We start from the raw sequence: 18,921 nt of genomic DNA, 5'->3' as shown, positions 1-18,921 counted from the left end.
ATTGCGAGTTTATAAAAAAGCGCAGGCTGCTTCTAAGCGTCAGCTCCTCTCATCCGGCCGTTTCGCGAGCAAGTATAAATTCTACCGAGAAATACCCTAAAATCGCGCTTAGCGAGTTTAAATCCGATAAATTTGCAATCAGCAGTAAAATTTTAAAAAGTGAATCGAACTTTAAAAAGATCTTTGAAAACGCGGGCTTTACGCCTCAAATTTTCTGTGACACCTCCTATCTGTACGTGGCTAACGCGATGGTCGCGGCGGGGCTTTGCGTGAGTTTCAGCTTCGCGCGGTACATTTTTGAGACGCAAAAAGACTACATCACGCTCTTTGACGTCGCGGATGAGCCGCTTTTGGACGTGTCGTTTTCGGTCGTGTATAAAAAACCCTCCAAGCTCGCAAAGGAATTTATAAAGATGATAAAAGCGGGCAAAAGCGGCGAGTAGGGCGCGGGTTTAAATTTAATAACGCGCCGCGAGGCGCTGCGACCAAAAGGCTTTTAAAATTTCATCTTGCAATCTTGCTCTTTAAATTTAAGCTCACAACCTGCTTGGTCGAAATTTCATCTCAAATTTTATCTTGCGCTCTAATCGGTTAAATTTTATCTTGCACATGCAGACTAAATTTTATCTCGCAGCAGGTTGGATTAAAATTTTCATTTGCCGCGGCTGCGTAAATTTACGGTACGCTCTTTTTATAAAATTTTATCTGCAAGCGGGACAAAGAGCGCCTATCCGGTGCTTTCGGCTCTTTGACTTTCGCTTGATTAGCTTTTCTTGCTCGCCGCTAAAACTTGCGCCAAGATCGCCGCTAGCGCGATATTTAGGCTGACGCAAAGCCCAAACAGTGCCACGGCCTTGGTGGAGCTGAAAGCGAGCGTAAAAAAAGAGATTATGCTGGTTAAAGACGCAAGCGTGATGCCGAAAATTTTATCGCTAAGCGCCATCTTATCGTTGTTTGCAAAGATCATATAGTCAATCCCCACGGCGCCAGAGAGGATCAGCGCAAAGATCGCAAAAATATTTACGCTCACGCCGAATGCGCTAAGCAGGGCGAGCACGGCTAAATTTGTCGCAAAAACGCAGATGACGATCAGCCACGCCGTCCGCGCGCCGAAAAACGCCCACAGCAGCGCGAGCGCAAGGGCGTATGCGGCGCATTTCAGATACAAGGCGTTGATTTTGATCTGCGAAAACGCCTCGCTTATGGCGCTTCGCATATTTAGATGCAGCGTGCCCATCTGCGCGGCAAGCTCGCTAATGGCCGTTTTATCGCGCACGCCGCGCAAAAAAGCTATATGCGGATCGATGCTCGGCATCGCGGCAAAAAGAACGGAGCTTCTAGCTTGCTCGTAGCTTAAAATGGGTGCATCCGCGATCTTGGCAAAGTTTGCATCCACGAGCTCGCGGCTGAGTCCAAGACGCAAAAATGCGCTTCTATCGTAGTTTGCAAAGGCTTGCTTGATAAAGCTCTGCGTAGCTGGATCCAAAATCGGCGCGCCCGTATATGAGTCTGCAAACCCGCGCGCCACGGCCTCTTTGGCTATCGCGCCTGCATCATTACCCACAATCAGATCGAAGCTGGAGCCTCCGATGCTTGCGAGCTTGGCGCTCATCGCGATAAGGTTTTTATCCAAGCTCGCGTATTCGCTGACGTCGTCCTTAAGCTCCATTTTAAAATACAAAAACGCAAGCAGCGCCGCGCAAATGATGACGAGCGCTTTAAAGCTTAAGCTTATCTTACAAAGCGCCTTTGCGTAGAGCTCAAGAGCTTTTGCAAAGAGCGGAGCGGGGCGAAATTCCGCCCCGGCAAGTAGTAGTGGCAGGGCGAAGTAGCTAAAGCAAAACGCCCCCGCAAGTGCGGCTATGGCAAAGATCGCGATCTCTTTGAGCAGAAAAAACGGGCTGAATAAAAATACGAAGTAGCCTCCGGCCGTGATGAAAAACCCTAGAAGCAGGATGTTTCGCATGCTTTTTATCGAGCGAGCTTCGATGCGGCGCGAGATGTTTGCGCCGAGCCAGTGCACCGCGTAATCCAGCATCAGCCCGATTAGGCTCGTCGAAACCACGGCGCTTAGGATGTGGATCGAGCCGCGGATCGCCATCGTAGCCGCTACGCCGCAGGCAAGCCCGAAAAGCGCGGGCAGCAGCAGGCAGAAGATCCGTGCGCGCGAAAATGCCGCCAGCAGCAGCGCCGCGCACAGGCTAAGCGATACGGCGCCCGCGACGGAGCTTTCGCGCACGCCCGCGCTTTTACCCAATGCGCTAAAAAGGGCAGTGCCGGAGATTAAAATTTCGCTTTTTTGCGCCTCGCGCACGAGCGCACTAAGCGTATCGTCATTTGCTTTCGGAGCGAGCTTAGCCGTAGCGAGGTAGTGCGGCGCGCCGTCAATGATCGCAATAAAGCGGTTTTGCGCAGGATCGAGCTTAATCGCGCCGCGGGCGCCGAGGCGCGAGTGAAGGCTAAGCGAGAAAAAATCCTGCGAGAGGCTAAGCGGGCGAAATTTTGAGTAAAGCTCACGCGCGCTACGCTCATCAAGCGCCAGAGCCTCTCCATCTGCGCCTCGCGCCAGCCCCACGCGATCAAGCGCGTAAAAACCCAGGCTTCGCGCCTTAATCAGCGCCTCTTTGATCGTGTAAATTTTATAAAAAACGAGCGCCTTTTCGCTTTCGTCCGCCGCCGCTAAAAATTCGCGCTCAAAGGCATTGAAACAAAACTCGCTCGCCGCGGCAAAATTCCGCGGTTTTAAAATTTCAAGATCAAGTCCGAATTTTTGCCTCGCAAAACCTACGGCAACGATCGTTTTGCCGTACGCGCTTTTGTGCGAGATACAAAATTTGCCGCGCTTTTTAAAGCGCGCCTTAAGCGCCCGCGAAACGCGAAATTCGCGCAGATGGTCTCGCGCTCGCGCCAGCTTCTTATCGCGCCTGCTCAAAAGCCGCCGCGGAGCGCACAGATCCTCGTCGGTGATTAAAATTTTTATCTCGCTCATAAAGCCCTGATTTTACTAAAATAGTCTTTATAAAAATATAAAATAGCGCTGTAGCGTTAGAATTTCGTTTAAAATTTATTTGATACGCTCGGGCTCAAAGGCGCATTAAAACATAAAATTTATCTCGTTTGCGCTAAGGCCTCGGACGCGGTGAAATTTTAAAATTTAGCTCATTTTCGATCTGCGCCGTGCGCTTTTTTTGGTTCGACATATTCTGCTTTGCGGCGTCGGCTGCGTTCGTTACGCTCGTCTTGTTCGTCGTATTTGGTTAAATTTTTAGCGTGGCTGTATCAAGAGGCAGGCAGCGCAGGGTTTGAAAGCCTCGGCGTAAAATTTTAAAATTTCACGATGAAATTTTAAAAGCTCTGCCGCAGGCGGCGTTTGTGCTAGAGCTCTTGCGATGAAATCCGGATGCGCCGCGCGATGAGCTTTAAAATTCCGAAGCGAAATTTAAAATCGCGAGCAGTGCGCGGCGCAGCAGACGTCGCAGTATGACAGCGCAAAATTAGCCGCATTTGAATAAAACGGCATAAAATTTAAGCGCTCCTGAATACGGCAGCTCGAAATTTAATTAAAACGGCATGAAATTTAATCGCACTTGGCTAGCGCAATCGCATTAAATCCCGAGCCGTGCCGCGCTGCGCCGAACAGAATGCTTTAAGATCCGTGCCGCATCACGCTATTTGTATTAAATTCTGTGTCGCGTCGCACTAAATTTGCGTTAAATTCCGAGCCGCATTAAATTTACGTCAAAATTCCGTCGCCGCGAGGACGGCGTTTGATTTTATTTTTTGATCATGCGCTTATACGGGCCGAAGCGGTGGTCGTTCTCGTCAAATCCGTCGTTGTAGGGCCCCACGTCCATATCCATCTGCTTGACGTCTAGGTCGGGGAAATCTTTCTTCCTATCGGGTTTGATCTTGCGCGGTTTTGAGTTTATATACGCCGTCACGTCGAAAGCTTCCTCCCAGCTTAGCGAGGCGTCTCCTTTAGGCATAGTGGCTTTGACATACCTCGCTCCTTCGATGAGCCTATACATACCGGCGCCCGTATTGTAGCTGTCATCGCCCCAAAGCGCGGGGAATGTGTAATAATCGCCACTTTGAGCAAACCCCTCGTTTTTTATCCCTTCGCCGTTTTCGCCGTGGCAGGCGGCGCATTTTGCGGCGTAAATTTCGCGTCCTTTTTTAGGATCCGCCGCGCGGTCTAAAAACTGCGCCTTCGGCAGCCCCTGGCCTTTTACCTTTGCGCCGACCTCATAGCCTGCGGAGAGCCAGTGCATGTAAGCGATCATCGCGCGCATCTCTTTGGAGTTCGTAGGGATCGCTTTGCCCGCCATCGAGCGCTGAAAACAGCCGTTTATGCGGTCTTGCAGCGTGACTAGCTGATCCGATCTCGCGACATACTGCGGAAATCTCGCGTAGATACCCACGAACGGGCTTTGATCGGGCACGACGCCGCCGCTCGTATGGCAGCTCGAACAGGAGAGGTTGTTGCCCGCAAAGCGCATTTTTTCGTCCTTTGCTTGCGGCCCGAGATACCTCGTCGTCTCGTTGATGAGCTTCGCGCCGTAGATGACGGTCTTTGCATAAGACGAGTCGCCGAGCTTCGCCTCGTCTATGACGCCGTTTTCGTCGATGCCTACGGGCAGCTTAAATTCCTGCGTCTTGTGCTCGTACGGCACGGCTTTTTTGGCGTTGAGTTTGGCTACATCAAAGCCTAAAATGGGCGTAAAAAAGAGCGGAAGCGCTAAAACAAGGGCAGTTTTTCTCATATGTTCTCCTTTAAAAAGTAAAAATATACATTTGAAATTATTGAATTTTTTAGTTAAATGTGCGTTAAAATTTTAAAAAAGGAGAAATTCCGAGAGCTCGCACAGAGGAAAATTTTAAAGAGCCGATTTTAAAATTTGAGCGGGCGAAAAAATTTTAAAAAGCTGATTTTTGCGGTCTGCGCGCAGGGGAAATTTTAAAAAAGCCGATTTTGAAGGCTTGCGAGAGCGCAAATCTAAAGGGCACCTTTCATGGCTCGTTTCGTGCACCGCTTGGCACGCTTGCCATGTTGTTACATTTTTGCGCCTCTGTATTTCGTGCCGCTGCGTTTTCGCGCCGCGCGCACGGACCGCTTCATTTTTGCGTCGTGGATACGGCGTCGCACCGCGTATAAATACGGAGTGCATGCAAGCGCTCAGGAAGCGAACGGGTAAAATTTAGACGGGTAATTTCGCTCATTCGTAAAACCGCAGTGTGTCGCCCGCGCAGGCTCCGATATTGCCGCCGCAAACGAGCCGTTCGCAAAAACTTGTCGCGGCATGCCGCCGAAATATAAGTCGCAAATCGGTATTTTAGCGCGAGATTTGCAAAAGTATGTCGCGGTGCATCGCAGCAGGATCGCTGTCGCATTCGAAATTTATCGGCGCGATAGGGCGAGGCGGATCGTCTCGTCTATGTGTCGCTTGGACGGCGCGCGTATTTATGCTCGCCCTGCACGCGCCTTAAATGGGCGCTAGGTTTGAAATTTAACCTTAGCGGGCTAGGAATTTTAAATTTAAGCGGATTTGGGCTTTGGCGGTCGGATCTGCTTGCGCGCCGCGCAGGACCGTATCCGCGTTAGAATTATCGCTGCCGAGATAAAATTTCGCGCGGCAGGCACCGTAATGCGGCGATATGAAATTCTAACGCCCCTAAATAAAACTGCATGAAATTTTAAATGCTCTTAAATTAAAACGGCACAAAATTTAACCGCACCGAGTCGCCGCATTAAATTCTAAAAATTCCAAGCCGCCTCAGGCGGCACAAAATTTAACCGCGCCCGGCGGTCGATAAATTCCGTCGCTAAGCCGTATCATGCGGAGCCGCATCGCGTAATATCAGCGTTAAGCTCTACCGCCGCGCCGCGCGGGATTATGTTAAAATTCTACCGCCGCGCCGTGCTACGCCCGACAGGATCTACATCAAATTTTGCCGCCGAGTTGCACCGCACTAGATTTGTTTTAAATTTTGCCGTCGTGCGCACTAAATTTACGGTCAAAATTTCGTCGTCGCGCCGCGCAAAATTTGCACAAAATTCGCCGTATCGTCGAGTCAAATTTGTCTCAAAATCCATTACTGCGGCGAGCCGCGTTAAAATTTAGATCAAAATTTCGCTAGCGTGCCTATCTGTGGTAATTTTTTACGAATTTTTCTATGCGCTCAAAGCCGCGTTTTAGATTTTCCATAGAGCACGCAAAGCTTATGCGGAAGTGCCCATCCATGCCAAATCCGCTTCCTGGCACCGTGGCTACGAGCCCTTTATCTAGCAGTTGCATGCAGAATTTCATACTATCAGGTTCTACCTGAGAGCAATCTATGAAGAAATAAAATGCGCCATCTGGTTTTACGACACTGAGCCCTGGGATCGCGCTTATCGCGTCCGTGCCAAAATCGCGCCTGCGCTCGTATTCGTGCCTCATCTCCTCGATATAATCGTCTGCCTCGCCCCGCAGCACCGGCATAGCGCCTGCCTGGACGATACTTGCTACGTTGCTGACGCTTTGACTTTGCAGGCTGATCATAGCCTTATTTAGCTCATCGATGGCACAGGCGGTGTAGCCGAAGCGCCAGCCGGGCATCGCGCCGCATTTGCTTAGCCCGTTGATCGTCACGGTGCGCCTAAACATATCCTCACTGATGCTTGCTGCGGCTATGAAGCTCTTGCCGAAGACGATTTTTTCGTAAATTTCATCGGCAATTACCAAAACATCCGTGTCCTTTAGCACTTCCGCAAGCTCTTGCAGCTCCTGCCGCGAATATACGGCGCCTGCGGGGTTGCTCGGGTTGAAAAGGCACAGCGCCTTCGTGCGCGGGGTGATCGCGGCTTTGAGCTGTGAGGTGGTGATTTTGTATCGGTTTTCCGCCTTGGTGTCTACGATGACAGGCTTGCCGCCGCAAAATTTTACGATTTCGGGGTAAGTGACCCAATAAGGCGCCGGTATTATAACCTCATCGCCTTCGTTTAAGATGCAGTTAAAGGCGTTAAATAGCGAGTGTTTGGCGCCTACGTTGGTGATGATCTGATCAGGCCTGTAATCTAGGTCGTTGTCGCGCTTTAGCTTCTGCGCGATTAAATTTAAAATTTCAGGCATGCCGCAGATCGGCGTGTATTTGCCGCAGCCCTTAGCCATCGCCTCGATGACCGCCTTTTTGGCGACCTCTGCGGTATCAAAATCGGGCTCGCCCGCACTTAGGATCACGACGTCTTGCCCCTGGGCTTTCATCTGTTTGGCTTTGGTGCTGATTGCGATCGTTAGGCTTTCACCGAGCTTGCTTACGCGACTTGAAAGTGTTAATTTCATTGATGCTCCTTGGATTGGTTTAGACAATTTAAAATTTGATTTTTGACGCTAAAAGCCCTGCCGCTACTTGGGTCTTGGTTGTAGATATCGTCGATTTTATAATCGCCTCCGCTACGGACGAGTTTGTAGATTATCGTCTGCGCGCCGTAGGGGCAGGTCTGTGTCACTACGACGGTATCGCGCTGCCCTAGCTCAAAATCATATTTCGCGTTGTCGCAGACATCCTGACCGCCGATTATCGGATCGTAGTCCAAGCAGCCTACCTCACCTTCGCCAGCAGATGCTTCATCCTGCATAAGCGCAGATTTGAAAGAAGCCGATAAGACATTTTTGTGATCGCCGAAATAAGTATCCTTGATGTATAGACTTTTTACTAGGCTTATTCTGGCGTCGTCCGCGGAATTTTTCGCGCTATTAGCATCGCTGCCGCTTGCTGATAAAATCGCACAAATTATAAAAAATAGAGCTTTTTTCACTTTAACCCTCTTATTTTAATGATTTCAGATACTCTTCGTAGAATTTGTTTAGATCCTCATCCATTGCGGAGATATCTTTTCTGCCACTGCAGATGCAATCTTCCAAAATTTCAATACGCTTGATGAGATATTTGATAAGCTCTTGGCTGATATCTGGAATTTTATTATGCGCCAAAGGATCGCTCTCGCAGCCGCCTAAAATTCTAGCCGGCACTCCTACGGCGGTGCAGTTTGGCGCGACGTCCTTTACGACTACGGAATTTGCGCCGATTTTGGAATTTTCGCCGATGGTGATGTTGCCTAATACTTTGGCTCCCGCGCCCACTACGACGCCGTTTTGCAGCGTCGGATGGCGCTTGCCGTGCTCTAAGCTCACGCCGCCGAGAGTGACGCCCTGATAGATCAGGCAGTTATCACCGATGATCGCCGTTTCTCCGATGACAAGCCCCGTGGCGTGGTCGAAAAACACGCCCGAGCCGATACGTGCGCCCGGGTTTATATCTACGGCGGTGATTATGCGGCTAAGTCCGCTGATCGCGCGAGCTATAAGTTTAAAACCTCGCTCGTAGAAAAAATGCGCGAAGCGGTAATTTATTAGCGCCCAGACGCCTGGATAGCAGAAAAATATCTCAAATATGCCGTTGCATGCGGGGTCTTGGCGCAAGGGCTCGGTGAAGTCCCGTTTTAAAATTTGCCAAAAACTCATTTGATCGTCTTTAGATAGCTGTTGTCGTTTAAAAACAGATATAGCTCGCCCAGGATATGCTTTTTCTCTTTTGCGTCTATGAGGTCTGATTTTTCGATCCGCTCGTTTAGGCTTTCGCGGATATCTACTACGTCGTAGTCCATATCCTCCAAGATGTCGATGACCGATTGAGATTCGATAAAATCCTTGATCTCAAAGCCGCCGTCATCCTTTAAAATCACGGTCGCCTCTGTTGGGTGTGCAAAGAGGTTGTGGCTCATGCCAAGCACCTCCTGATAGGCTCCGACAAGGAAAAAGCCCAAAAAATACTCCTCTTTTTCAGGATCGAAATCGTGCAGAAAGAGCGGATTTTTTTGATTGTCGAATTCTATCTCGCCGTCGCTATCGCAGGTGATATCCCAGATCGACGCCGATAGCGTGGCGCGCTCATCCAGCCTCTCTAACGGCATGATTGGGAAGTGTTGCTTGATGCCCCAAAAATCGGGCAGGCTTTGAAAGATCGAAAAATTTACCAAATAGCGCTCTTGGGCGTTGCCTAAGGAGTTTAAGAAATTGCTGTATTCTTGCTTGTTGCCTAAAATTCCATACGCCTTTCGCATTATTAGATGAACCAAAATTTCGCCGTTTGAGCGGTCGATCAGATCGACGTATCCCAGATCAAATAGCGTAAGCACGCTCTCCATGTGCGACATGGCATCGTGCAGATACTCTAGTGCGTTGGAGGGTTTTAGAGTTTTATACAGATCGTATAGCTCGGCGACTACCGGCGGATTATCCTTTTTTAAGGCGAGCTTTTCTTCTGTGTATTCTTGGGTAAAAAGCTCCAAAATCGGCGCTACTAGCACAGCATGGCTGGCGGCTACGTATCTGCCGCTCTCGATAAAGATATCAGGCTCGGCCTCTTTTTTATCCTCTGCGATCGATTTTAGCAAAAAAACCACGTCGTTGGCGTATTCTTTTAGCGTATAGTTGCGGCTGGAGCTTTCTTTGGCTTGGGAGTATTCGATAGCAAGACCTCCGCCTAAATTTATGGATTTTAAATTTTTCGCACCCATTTTGCGAAGCTCGGTGTAGATATTGCCCGCCTCGATAAGAGCTTTTTTGAGCGGATGGATCTCGGTAATTTGCGAGCCGATATGAAAATGAATCATCGTAAACTGCTCGATGAGATCGTTTTTCTTGAGTAAGTTTATCGCCTCTATAAGCTCGGTCGAGGTAAGACCGAATTTTGAATTTATCCCGCCGCTTTTCGCCCACAACCCGCTTCCGGAGTTATGCAGCCTGATGCGTAGCCCGATGAAAGGCTTTGGTGCAAAGCGCTCCTTAGCCGTTTCGATGATGGTTTCAAGCTCGTTTAGCCCCTCGATCGTAAGCGTCACGTTATGCCCCATCTCTGCGGCGATGAAGCCGATATTTATAAGCTCCTTATCTTTAAAACCGTTTACGGTAATCGGCGCGCCGTATTTGTTATACGCCATCGCTAGCAGCAGTTCGGGCTTGCTGCCGGCCTCGAGTCCGTATCCGTAAGGCTCGCCGATATCGACTAAATTTTTAACGAAGCCCGGGAATTGATTTACCTTAAGCGGATAGACGGCGTGGAATTTTCCCTTGTAATCAAACTCCTTAATGGCTCGGTTAAAATTTGAGTAAATTTCAACAATCTGCTTTTTGATGAGGTGCGGGAAGCGCAGCAGTATCGGGCCTCGCACGCCGTCGGCGCGGATCTCTTTTATGATATCCACCAAGGGCTGCTTGAAATCGGAGTTTAGGCATAGTTTGCCCCCGTCTATCGTGAAGTTGGAATTTCCCCAAATATTTAGTCCGTAATCGCTCATGCTCTATCCTTAAAAAACGCTTCGACCTCTTTAAATTTGATCGCGAAGGTGGTTTGATCCTCTAAATTTTTACACCATACCTCGGCGCGATCAAACTCGTCCTGTCCGATGCAAAGGCAAAATTTCGCCTCCGCCCCGTCGGCCGCTTTTAAATGCTTCGCAAGCGCTTTGGGCTCGTATGAAATTTGAGTTTTACAAAACTTTCGCAGCTTTAGCGCAAACGAAAACGCCGTGCTAACAAACGCCTCATCCAGCGCGCCGATATAAATCCCTTCGCGCTCTTGAGGGGCTTCGCGCGTTTTTAAAATTTCTGCTATTCGCTCGATGCCGATCGCAAAACCCACGCCCGCCGTCTTTCTGCCGCCTAAAAACTCCACGAGTCTGTCGTAGCGCCCGCCGCCGCCTACGGCACTTTGTGCGCCAAGCTCGGATGAAACGAACTCAAAGGCGGTTTTGCAGTAGTAATCAAGCCCGCGCACGAGCTTCGCATCGATCTGAAATTTTTGTCCGTTTTGGGTTAAAATTCTTTGTAGCTGTGCAAATTCCGCGGCGCAGGCGTCGTTTAAATTTTCCGTTATAAGAGGCGCGGCGGCTAAAATTTTCTGGCAGCTTTCGTTTTTGCAGTCCAGTACGCGGATCGGATTGGTGTCGATACGCCTTTGGCAGTCCTCGCAGAGCTTGTCTTTGCGCTCTTGCAAGAAATTTACGAGCTTGGTTTTATACGCTGGCATGCACTCCTCATCGCCTAAAGAGTTGATTTTAAGCGTTGCGGCGACATTTAGCTCGCGTAAAATTTGCGCTAGCATCAAAATCACGCTCGCATCCTCATAAACGCTATTTTGCCCGAAGCACTCGACGCCGAATTGATGAAACTCGCGCAGACGCCCCTTTTGCGGGCGCTCATAGCGAAACATAGAGCCTTGATAATAAAATTTATGCACGCCGCCGCTGCGGTCGAGCTTTTTTTCGATAAAAGCGCGCACGACGCCCGCGGTGCCTTCGGGGCGCAGGCAGACGCTATCGCCGCTTTTGTCGCTAAACTCATACATCTCCTTGCCGACGATATCGCTGCTCTCGCCGACGCTGCGGCGAAATAGCGCGGTCTGCTCGAGTTTGGGAGTTTCGATGAGGCAAAAGCCGTAATTGCGCGCCACGCGCTCGCACACGCTTAAAATTTGCGAGTAGATGCGCGCCTGTTCGTCTAAAATATCGTTCATACCGCGAAGTGCCTTGATCATCGATAAAATCCTTTGTGAAATTTTAAAATTTTCAAATTTTTGCGGCGATTATAGTTAAATTTTCCTAAATTTTAAGCCCTGCCGCTTGCAGCAACGTATCGGTTCTGCTTATTTACATCACGCGCCGCAAAATTAAAATACGCTTCGTGATAAATTAAATTCGGCAAAGTACTGATAAAAAGGCAAACCTCAAAGGTCGCTATTAAATTTAGTTGCCTATGCAAGCTCGAGCGAAAGTATCTCCGTGACCTTACCCGCTTCGTCCTCGCAGCTTACGGCGATATAATCAAAGCCGTTTGCCTTGACCTCATCCCACGAGGCGGTCCCGCCGTTTATCAGCAGGACCCTGCCTCGCTCGTCCGTTTCGTATTCGTTCATTTCGTCGTCGTAATCGATGCTGTGTAGCCGAATTTTAAGCGGATCTTGCACGGCGGTAGGTTAAATTTCACAAGCTTGCGGCGGGCTACTTTTTCTGCGTCAAGCTCGTCGCAAAACATCGCGTTGTAGCCGTGCGCAGCGCCGTCGAAAAGTAAAATTTCCTCGCCCGTTTTTACGCATTTGGCTACGAGCTTGCACGGTACGAGCTCGCCCTCGTCGTAAAAATCGGCGATGTAATCGTTCGGCAAGTCGTCGTGAAAAAGCTCGCCGAAATAATAAATTTCAAAGTATTCGCCGCCCGCGCCGGATCTGATTTGGACATTTAGATAATCGTCCCGGGTTACGTTAAATACGTGATTTGCTAGATAGGTAGGCACTCTTTCGTTCATCTTCGATCCTTTAGCGTAAATTTTAAATTTCGTGAAATTATAACATATCTCGCATCCGAGGCGTCTGCTCGCGCAATCAAAAGGCGGGCCGTTTATAAGCCTGTTACCGCCGCGCGGCTTGAATTTCGCATACGACACGGCTTGAATTTCACTTACGGCGCGGTTACCGCTCGCACTCGCCCATCCAGGCTCGTTAGCGAGCTAGGCTTAAGAGATAAATAAGCGTTGTTGCTCGCAGCCTTTTGCACATACACAGCCTGCGAGCACGGCTTGCAAAATTTTAATTTGCTTGCATCGTTTGCAAATTTTAATCTGCTCGCACGGCACGGCTCCGTCTATGCGAAACGGACTTTGGAATTTTTTCTGGAGCGGGGGTATGTTTGCGAAGTGCGCTTCGTGATACCTCGCGCCCGCTTGCTTCGAGGCTACGAAAGCGCGAGTAAAACTGCGCGCCGCAAGCGACACGGATAAATCTAAACACCGTGTGGAAATTAAGCGGCGCGCCGCATGAGTTTAATGTACTCGCGCTGCGAAGCGGTTGGATTTTAAAATTTAATTTGCGATGCGTCGCGCTGGCTCGCGGCATGCTATGTAAATTTAAAGCGCTACTAAAATTTACGCGCTACGCAAAATTTAACGTATTGCGTAAAATTTTAAATTTTACCGCACCGTCGATCGCACCGCCGCTTCGGCTTAGGAGGCTGCTTTAAACCCGCTAAGCTCGGCGGTAAAATTTCTACTTCGCCGCCTTGAAGCTCAAGAATTCCTCGTAGCGGCGGTCGATAATCTCTTTGATCTCGGCGTAATTCTGCGGCGAGTTTTCTATGTAAAAATAGGCGTTGTCGAAGTTTTTATCGCCGAATTTGCGCGCGACGAAATCGTCGTAATCTTGCAAATACCAGCCGTGCGTTTTGGCAAATTTCGTGCGGTCCGTGGTGTAGTAGGCCTTCGCAAAGGCCTTGCCAGCGGTGTTTAGCTCGTCGCTGCTCAGCACGCCGTCCATGGCGCCAAAGAAATACCCGCGATAATCAAAGCTATCGTCCATCCGCGCTATATCGCTCGCGAAATCCGCCACAAAGTCCTTGGAATAGAGCTTGCGCTCCATGCACCAGCGGAAGAAAAACGCGATGTGCGTCGCACCGTTTTCCTGCGGGATGTCCGTCGGCGCATTTTTCGCGCCCCAGTGCCATTTTGCCTTGTCGTAGGTCACGTAAGCCATTTTGCTCTCCTTTTTTTGGACTTTAAGTTGCATAAATTTTAGAAATTAAAAGCAAACGACGCTTGGTAAAGCTCTAAATTTTATCCGATGCAATCTGCGCCGTGAAATTTCAAATTTTATATCAGATCGCCCGTTACCTCATAATCGCATTCGCTTCGTAAAATTTTGCCGCGACTAAAATTACGTTTAAATTCTATCGCATCTCGTAGAATTTCATGCACCCCGTCCTATGTCTTTCAGTCGCTGTTTTGCCGCCGCCGTTACGTCCTCTTCGTAATCATACCACGCAAACATCGCGCCGTGCTGCACCGAGCCTCCGAGCAGATCGCCTCCCTGGCGGTTTTTCAGATCGATATTTGCAACCTTAAATCCATCCAGCGTCGCTGCGAACTCACGCAGGCGCTGCGGCGGGGATTTGAGCTTGGTGTAGAGGTAGCAGCGCCCCGCCTGGCCCTTGCGCCCGACGCGCCCGCGTAGCTGATGAAGCGACGCGAGCCCCATTCGCTCGGCACCCACGATTAAAATGACGCTAAGCCGCGGCAGCGAGATACCCACTTCGACGATCGTCGTGGTTATCAGCAGCCGCCCCTCGTCGCGGAAGCGGCGCAGAACCTCCTCCTTGTCCTTGTCGCTGCCGTGGGTGATCAGCACATCGGGGAATTGAGCTTTCCAAAACGGCGCCGCCTCCTCAAGGCTTTGATAGACCGAGCTTTCGCTTTGCTGCACTAGCGGATAGACGATGATCGCTTGATTGCCCGTGGCGAGCTCACGGCGCAGATCCTGCATAAAGCCCGCAAATCCGTCGTTTTGCAGGATTTTAGTTTTGATCTGCTTTTCAAACGGTAGCTGTTTTAAAAAGCTAAAGCTCACAAGCTCGGACTGGATCATGCTTAGCGTGCGCGGTATCGGCGTGGCGCTAAACTGAATGAAATGCGCGCGAAACTCGCCGTTTTCGGTGAGGCGCGCGATCTTTTCGCGTTGGTTGGAGCCGAAGCGGTGCTGCTCATCGACCATTATGAGATTTGACGGCGCGAGCTCGTGGTAGAGCAGGGCGTGAGTGCCGATGATAAGGTGCGCGTCTGCGAAATTTGGCTCGCGATCGCCGCTTTTTACGAGCAGGACTTTGATCTGCGGCGGCAGCAGACGGCGCGCCTCGGCGTAAATCTGCTCGGCCAAGATGCTCGTAGGCGCCATCAGATAGCTGATGCGCGGATAGTTCATCGCCGCGCTCGCGAGGATCACGAGCGTTTTGCCGCTACCTACGTCGCCCATGACGACGCGGCGGCGCGCTATAGGGCTTTGCAGATCGCTAGCGATGTCCTTTATCGCGCTTAATTGATCGCGCGTAGGTTCAAAAGGAAGCGAAGCAAGCCAGTCCGAGATGTCGTGTAGCGAGTAAATTTGCGCCGGGAAACTCGTTTTTTTTGCACTTAGCTTTTGCAAGTAGTTTAGAATTTCGATAAATTTCAGCGTACGTAAAATCGCAGCACCGCTCATCTGTGTGGCGGCCACGCTCTTGACGGTATCGGCGGCATGGACAGCCCCAGCGTCGCTTGCAATTTGAGCGATTGTAGGTATGGCGGTCGTAGCTTGGGCGGCTGCGGTCTGGATAGTTTCAGTTTGATAGTGCATAGGTTGCACGGCGCAATCGCGCGAAGCGCTCATCGGTGCGGCGAGCGCGTCTTGAATAGCTTCGGCGGCGCTTGCCGCCTGAGTGATCGTAGGCTCTGCGGTCTGCACAGCTACTGCCGTCTGAAGATTTTCGGTTTGATTGCATACAGGTTGCACGCCCGTAGCTTGTGCGCTCAAAGTTTGAATGGTCGCGGCTTGCGCGCTCGCTACTTGGCTTGAAGTTTGGATTACTGCGGGTTGCATACCTGCGTTTTGAGTTTGGGCGGCTACGAGTTGCGAATCTGCGATTCGAACGTCTGAAGTTTGAACCGCTGCGGGTTGTGTGCCTACGTCTTGGGTGCTTAAATTTTGTTGTGCGGCTTGCTCGGCTATGGACTGCTCAGTCACGATATGCTCTAGCATGGGTTGGGCGGTTGAAGCTTGAGCGTCTGCTGGCCGTGCTGCTGCTTGGACGTCGACTAGGTCGTTTGAAATTTTATCGCTGTTCGCCGCCGCTTCATTATCGGCTTTGAGGTCGTCCGAAATTTCATCTCCGCGCGCCTCCACGCCGTATGCGGCAAGAAAATCCTTATCGCTTTGAACGCTAGAATTTTCATCGTTATAAATCTCTGCATCGTGCGCTTGACGCTCTTTGCCGTCTAAAATTTTATCGCTCGAAATCTCGTCGTTACGGAGGCTTAGGGGGAGTGAAGTCTCCGCGTCCTTTGGAATTCCGCCGCTTAAAATTTCATTCTCCGCGCCGTGCTTTGTTCTGTAGGCAAGGGCTCCATCGCTTTGCGGATAGTTTGAAATTTTACCCCTAAAAATTTCATCATTTTGCGATCTGCCCTTTAAAATTTCAGCGGCGGAGCTTTGCGAGCCTGGAATTTCGCCGTTATCTGAAATTCCGTCGCCATTTAAAATTTCGTCGCGCCCGCCGAAATTTTCCGCGCCGCCCTCTTTGAGCTGCCTATTTAACGCGGCTAGCATTCGCACGCTGCGCGGCGAGCTCTCGTGTAGCGCAAGCAGTACCACCGCCTCGTCCGCGCGCAGCCCGCAGCCTAAAAGTGCGCCCGCGCTTAGATATTTTTTGATCAGCTTTTGCGCTACCGCGTCGCTCAGCGCGGCTTTGTATTTGGGCGCGATCCTGCCCGGCTCGCTTACGATTTTTGGGTTTACGAACTGCCACGAGCCGAAGCTTTCGTCGCATTTGCCGTGGATGAAAAATTTTTTGCCGCGCTTAAAGGCGCCGAAGTGCCAGCTTTTGGCGTTGAAGATCACGATTTTGATCTCGCGCTCCCAGCTGAGGCAGTGCGCCGTGACAATGAGCATCGAGCCGCGCCTGTGCTGGAAGAGGCACTCGACCTCCGCCGTGCTCTCGCCCGCGCACGGCGCGTCTCTGACGCTTAGATCGTCGAAGCTTTTGGGCAGAAGCAGCGCCAGATCCAAAAGCGTCGTAATGCCCGCTTTTTGCAGTGTCGCCGCGTCTTTTGCTTCAAAAATCAATTTTCATCCTTTAAATTTTATAGGCGTTAAGCCCTCGCGCTACGAAATTTTATGCGTCGAAGCGAAATCGCCCGCCTAAATTTGATCTAAATTTTACGCGCCGCATCGAACGCTCGCTTAAGTTTATTCAAAATTTTCGCCCATTGCGACAAATTTACTCGTCGGCTGCGCTTGTAAATTTTACTCGTTTGCGCGCACTTTGTTTGGCAACCGCGTCTTTGCGGCGCGCACCGGGTTTTAAAACAGGGCGCGATCGCTTGAAATTTCACGGCGCAGTTTGCGAACCGTACGATCCGAAAGAGATGCACGCGTGCATCATCTTTTAAATTTCACAGCGCGGCACACAGACGACATGCGAAATCGGGTTTTGATTTTGCGCGCTAAAATTTTGCCGAGCCGCGCACGGTGACTTTAAAATTTCCCGTCGCCCGAAACACTCTTTGAATTCGACGTGCCGCGTAAGCTCTGCTCGCCGCCGATCGCGCGTCGCGAGTGCAGTTTTAAAATTTAATCGGGCGGCTCGCAAGCCGAAAGAGCTCATCCAAACCGCCGGTGCGGCGCAAAACGGCAGCGATCCGCTTGCGAGCAAATAGCGATTTGTCCGCCGCGCGCAAATTTTAAAATCTGCTCGCATGGAGGCCGTATGCCTGGGTTGCGACACGAAGATCGCGCATAAATTTTGCTCCACGTCGACGCGCCCGCAAATTTTCTTTGAATTTGCCGCGCCGTACGAAGCACGCAGACTTGACCGCCGTTTTAAATTTGAGCGCACAAGTCGTAGGCAAACGGAGCGCAAAGCAGAATTTAGCGCCGTCTGCGCCTAAAATTTAAAATTCCCTGCTCGCTTACGATAGCTCGCCGCTTTCGCAAAGCTCCGAAAATTTTAGCGCGACGCAAGTGCGGTTTTAAATTTAAACGCAAGCCGTCCGCAAACGAAGCGCAAAAGTAAAATTTAGCGCCGTTCGCGCCGCTTTATAAATTTAAAATTTTCTCAATTTAGGCCGACCGCAGATACGTGCCGCGATGGGCTAAATTTTAAGCCCCTTTTTCGCAGCGGCCTCATCGCAAATGACGGAAAAGCTTAGGTTTGTAATTTCGTCGTGCGACTTGATGAAATCGTTGAGCGATCCAAGCTTTAGCGTCTCGATGCGCTTTAAATTTCGCTCGAACTCGCCGAATGCGTAGCCCTTGTAATACTCGCTCTGCGCGATCGCCGCGCGCTTAAACATCGTCTCTTTTTGCAGCACGGCGCTTCCGATTAGGAATTTTTTAGCGCTTTTTAGCTCCGCTTCGCTCACGCCCGAGGCGATAAATTTTGCGATCTCCTCTTTTACGAGCGCAGCGGCGTTTTGCAAATTTTCGTTTTTGGTCTGCAGATAGCCCCAAAACTCGCGGCGGCTAAGCTCGAAATCGCCGCGCGCATAGACCGAGTACGCAAGGCCGTGCTTAACGCGGATGCGCTCCATCAGCCTGCTGCCGAAACCGCTGCTTCCGAGCACAAAAAGCGCTGTGTTTGCGATGAACTCCTGCTCCTTTGGCAGCGCAAAGGGCGCGCCGAAGTAGATGTAGGCCTGCTGCGTCTGCTCCTTTTGGATCTTTATCTTTTTCGCATCGCTCGGCACGAAAAACGGCAGCTCGCGCTTTTTGCCGCTTGCAAAAAGGCTTAAAATTTCTGCGATTTTCGGGTTTTTATCGCTCACGTCGCCGCATAAAACGACGTATAAATTCTCTAAACTAAGCGAGGCAAAAAACTCCCGCACGTCCTTCATCGTGATCCGCTCTATGCTCACCTCGTCGCCTATGAGCGGCTGAGCAAGCCTCGTGCGCGGATACAGAAGCGCTTTTAGGTTGCACGTCGCGATGTAATCAAACTCGCTTTTTAGCACAGCGATCTCGCCTATGGTTTGCATTTTTAGCTTTTCGAGTACCGAGGGCGTTAAATTGGGCTCTTTAAGCAGCTCTCGCAGCATGTCTAAGCCGAAATCGAAGTGCTCTTTTAGGCAGTTTAGCTGGATACCGAAAGTTTCAAAATTGCTCGCGGCGCTGATTTCGACCGCACGGATATCAAGCTTGCGGTGAAATTCGCTCACTCCTAGCGTCTTTGAGCCCTCGCCCAAAACGCCCGCGCAGATGCGCGCAAGGCCCAGGGTCTTCTCGCTCACCGCGCCGCTTGCTTTGAAAATTAGCTTGAAGCTCGCCACCGGCAGCGAATCATCGAATTGATACAAAAAGTCAATTTTA

At 50.5% G+C, this 18,921-nt stretch carries 12 protein-coding genes and 1 pseudogene; 1 reads left to right on the top strand and 12 read right to left on the bottom strand.

Annotated elements, in window-relative coordinates; translation table 11 throughout:
- Positions 1–443 (top strand): LysR family transcriptional regulator substrate-binding protein (locus Q0238_RS00820; protein ID WP_297941941.1); only part of this gene is annotated, 443 nt, incomplete at its 5' end.
- 320 nt (positions 444–763) lie between these two features.
- Here Q0238_RS00820 and Q0238_RS00815 read toward each other — a convergent pair.
- The 12 genes and pseudogenes from Q0238_RS00815 to Q0238_RS00760 form a co-directional block, all read right to left on the bottom strand.
- Positions 764–2,989, bottom strand: coding sequence for a 4'-phosphopantetheinyl transferase superfamily protein (locus Q0238_RS00815; protein WP_297941939.1), 2,226 nt, complete (start codon positions 2,987–2,989; stop codon positions 764–766).
- A gap of 784 nt (positions 2,990–3,773) precedes the next feature.
- Positions 3,774–4,763, bottom strand: coding sequence for a c-type cytochrome (locus tag Q0238_RS00810; protein WP_297941937.1), 990 nt, complete (start codon positions 4,761–4,763; stop codon positions 3,774–3,776).
- A gap of 1,380 nt (positions 4,764–6,143) precedes the next feature.
- Positions 6,144–7,322 (bottom strand): pyridoxal phosphate-dependent aminotransferase, encoded by a 1,179-nt coding sequence (locus Q0238_RS00805; RefSeq protein ID WP_297941935.1) that lies wholly within the window; start codon positions 7,320–7,322, stop codon positions 6,144–6,146.
- Positions 7,319–7,798, bottom strand: a complete 480-nt coding sequence (locus Q0238_RS00800; protein ID WP_297941933.1) for a hypothetical protein — start codon at positions 7,796–7,798, stop codon at positions 7,319–7,321. The genes Q0238_RS00805 and Q0238_RS00800 overlap by 4 nt, the downstream gene beginning before the upstream one ends.
- Positions 7,799–7,808: 10 nt before the next feature.
- Positions 7,809–8,504 (bottom strand): serine O-acetyltransferase, encoded by a 696-nt coding sequence (gene cysE, locus Q0238_RS00795; protein WP_297941931.1) that lies wholly within the window; start codon positions 8,502–8,504, stop codon positions 7,809–7,811.
- Entirely contained in the window at positions 8,501–10,339 is a 1,839-nt protein-coding gene (speA, locus tag Q0238_RS00790; protein ID WP_297941929.1) for a biosynthetic arginine decarboxylase, read from the bottom strand. Before speA ends, cysE begins: the two co-directional genes overlap by 4 nt.
- Positions 10,336–11,577 (bottom strand): histidine--tRNA ligase, encoded by a 1,242-nt coding sequence (gene hisS, locus Q0238_RS00785; RefSeq protein ID WP_297941927.1) that lies wholly within the window; start codon positions 11,575–11,577, stop codon positions 10,336–10,338. Before hisS ends, speA begins: the two co-directional genes overlap by 4 nt.
- Before the next feature lie 216 nt (positions 11,578–11,793).
- On the bottom strand, positions 11,794–11,955 hold the full coding sequence (locus tag Q0238_RS00780; RefSeq protein ID WP_297941925.1) for a hypothetical protein: 162 nt from the start codon (positions 11,953–11,955) through the stop codon (positions 11,794–11,796).
- A complete protein-coding gene (locus Q0238_RS00775; protein ID WP_297941923.1) occupies positions 11,952–12,344 on the bottom strand; it encodes a hypothetical protein in 393 nt (130 codons plus the stop codon). The genes Q0238_RS00780 and Q0238_RS00775 overlap by 4 nt, the downstream gene beginning before the upstream one ends.
- Before the next feature lie 736 nt (positions 12,345–13,080).
- The gene (locus Q0238_RS00770) at positions 13,081–13,563 is read right to left on the bottom strand and encodes a hypothetical protein (RefSeq protein WP_297941921.1); all 483 of its coding nucleotides are present in this window, start codon (positions 13,561–13,563) and stop codon (positions 13,081–13,083) included.
- Positions 13,564–13,776: 213 nt separating this feature from the next.
- Positions 13,777–15,096, bottom strand: a pseudogene (gene recG, locus Q0238_RS00765) (ATP-dependent DNA helicase RecG); the annotation flags it as partial.
- 2,612 nt (positions 15,097–17,708) lie between these two features.
- The coding region (locus Q0238_RS00760; protein ID WP_297941919.1) for a pitrilysin family protein at positions 17,709–18,921 on the bottom strand (1,213 nt) is incomplete at its 5' end.

Source organism: uncultured Campylobacter sp. (genome assembly GCF_938045775.1).
Taxonomy (GTDB): Bacteria; Campylobacterota; Campylobacteria; order Campylobacterales; family Campylobacteraceae; genus Campylobacter_B.
This window is presented reverse-complemented; position numbering and strand designations above follow the sequence as displayed.

Excerpts from the sequence above, each read along its gene's own strand:
- Q0238_RS00815 (WP_297941939.1), bottom strand. The coding sequence starts at position 2,989 with ATGAGCGAGATAAAAATTTTAATCACCGACGAGGATCTGTGCGCTCCG.
- Q0238_RS00810 (WP_297941937.1), bottom strand. The coding sequence starts at position 4,763 with ATGAGAAAAACTGCCCTTGTTTTAGCGCTTCCGCTCTTTTTTACGCCC.
- Q0238_RS00805 (WP_297941935.1), bottom strand. The coding sequence starts at position 7,322 with ATGAAATTAACACTTTCAAGTCGCGTAAGCAAGCTCGGTGAAAGCCTA.
- cysE (WP_297941931.1), bottom strand. The coding sequence starts at position 8,504 with ATGAGTTTTTGGCAAATTTTAAAACGGGACTTCACCGAGCCCTTGCGC.
- speA (WP_297941929.1), bottom strand. The coding sequence starts at position 10,339 with ATGAGCGATTACGGACTAAATATTTGGGGAAATTCCAACTTCACGATA.
- hisS (WP_297941927.1), bottom strand. The coding sequence starts at position 11,577 with ATGATCAAGGCACTTCGCGGTATGAACGATATTTTAGACGAACAGGCG.
- Q0238_RS00780 (WP_297941925.1), bottom strand. The coding sequence starts at position 11,955 with ATGAACGAATACGAAACGGACGAGCGAGGCAGGGTCCTGCTGATAAAC.
- Q0238_RS00775 (WP_297941923.1), bottom strand. The coding sequence starts at position 12,344 with ATGAACGAAAGAGTGCCTACCTATCTAGCAAATCACGTATTTAACGTA.
- Q0238_RS00770 (WP_297941921.1), bottom strand. The coding sequence starts at position 13,563 with ATGGCTTACGTGACCTACGACAAGGCAAAATGGCACTGGGGCGCGAAA.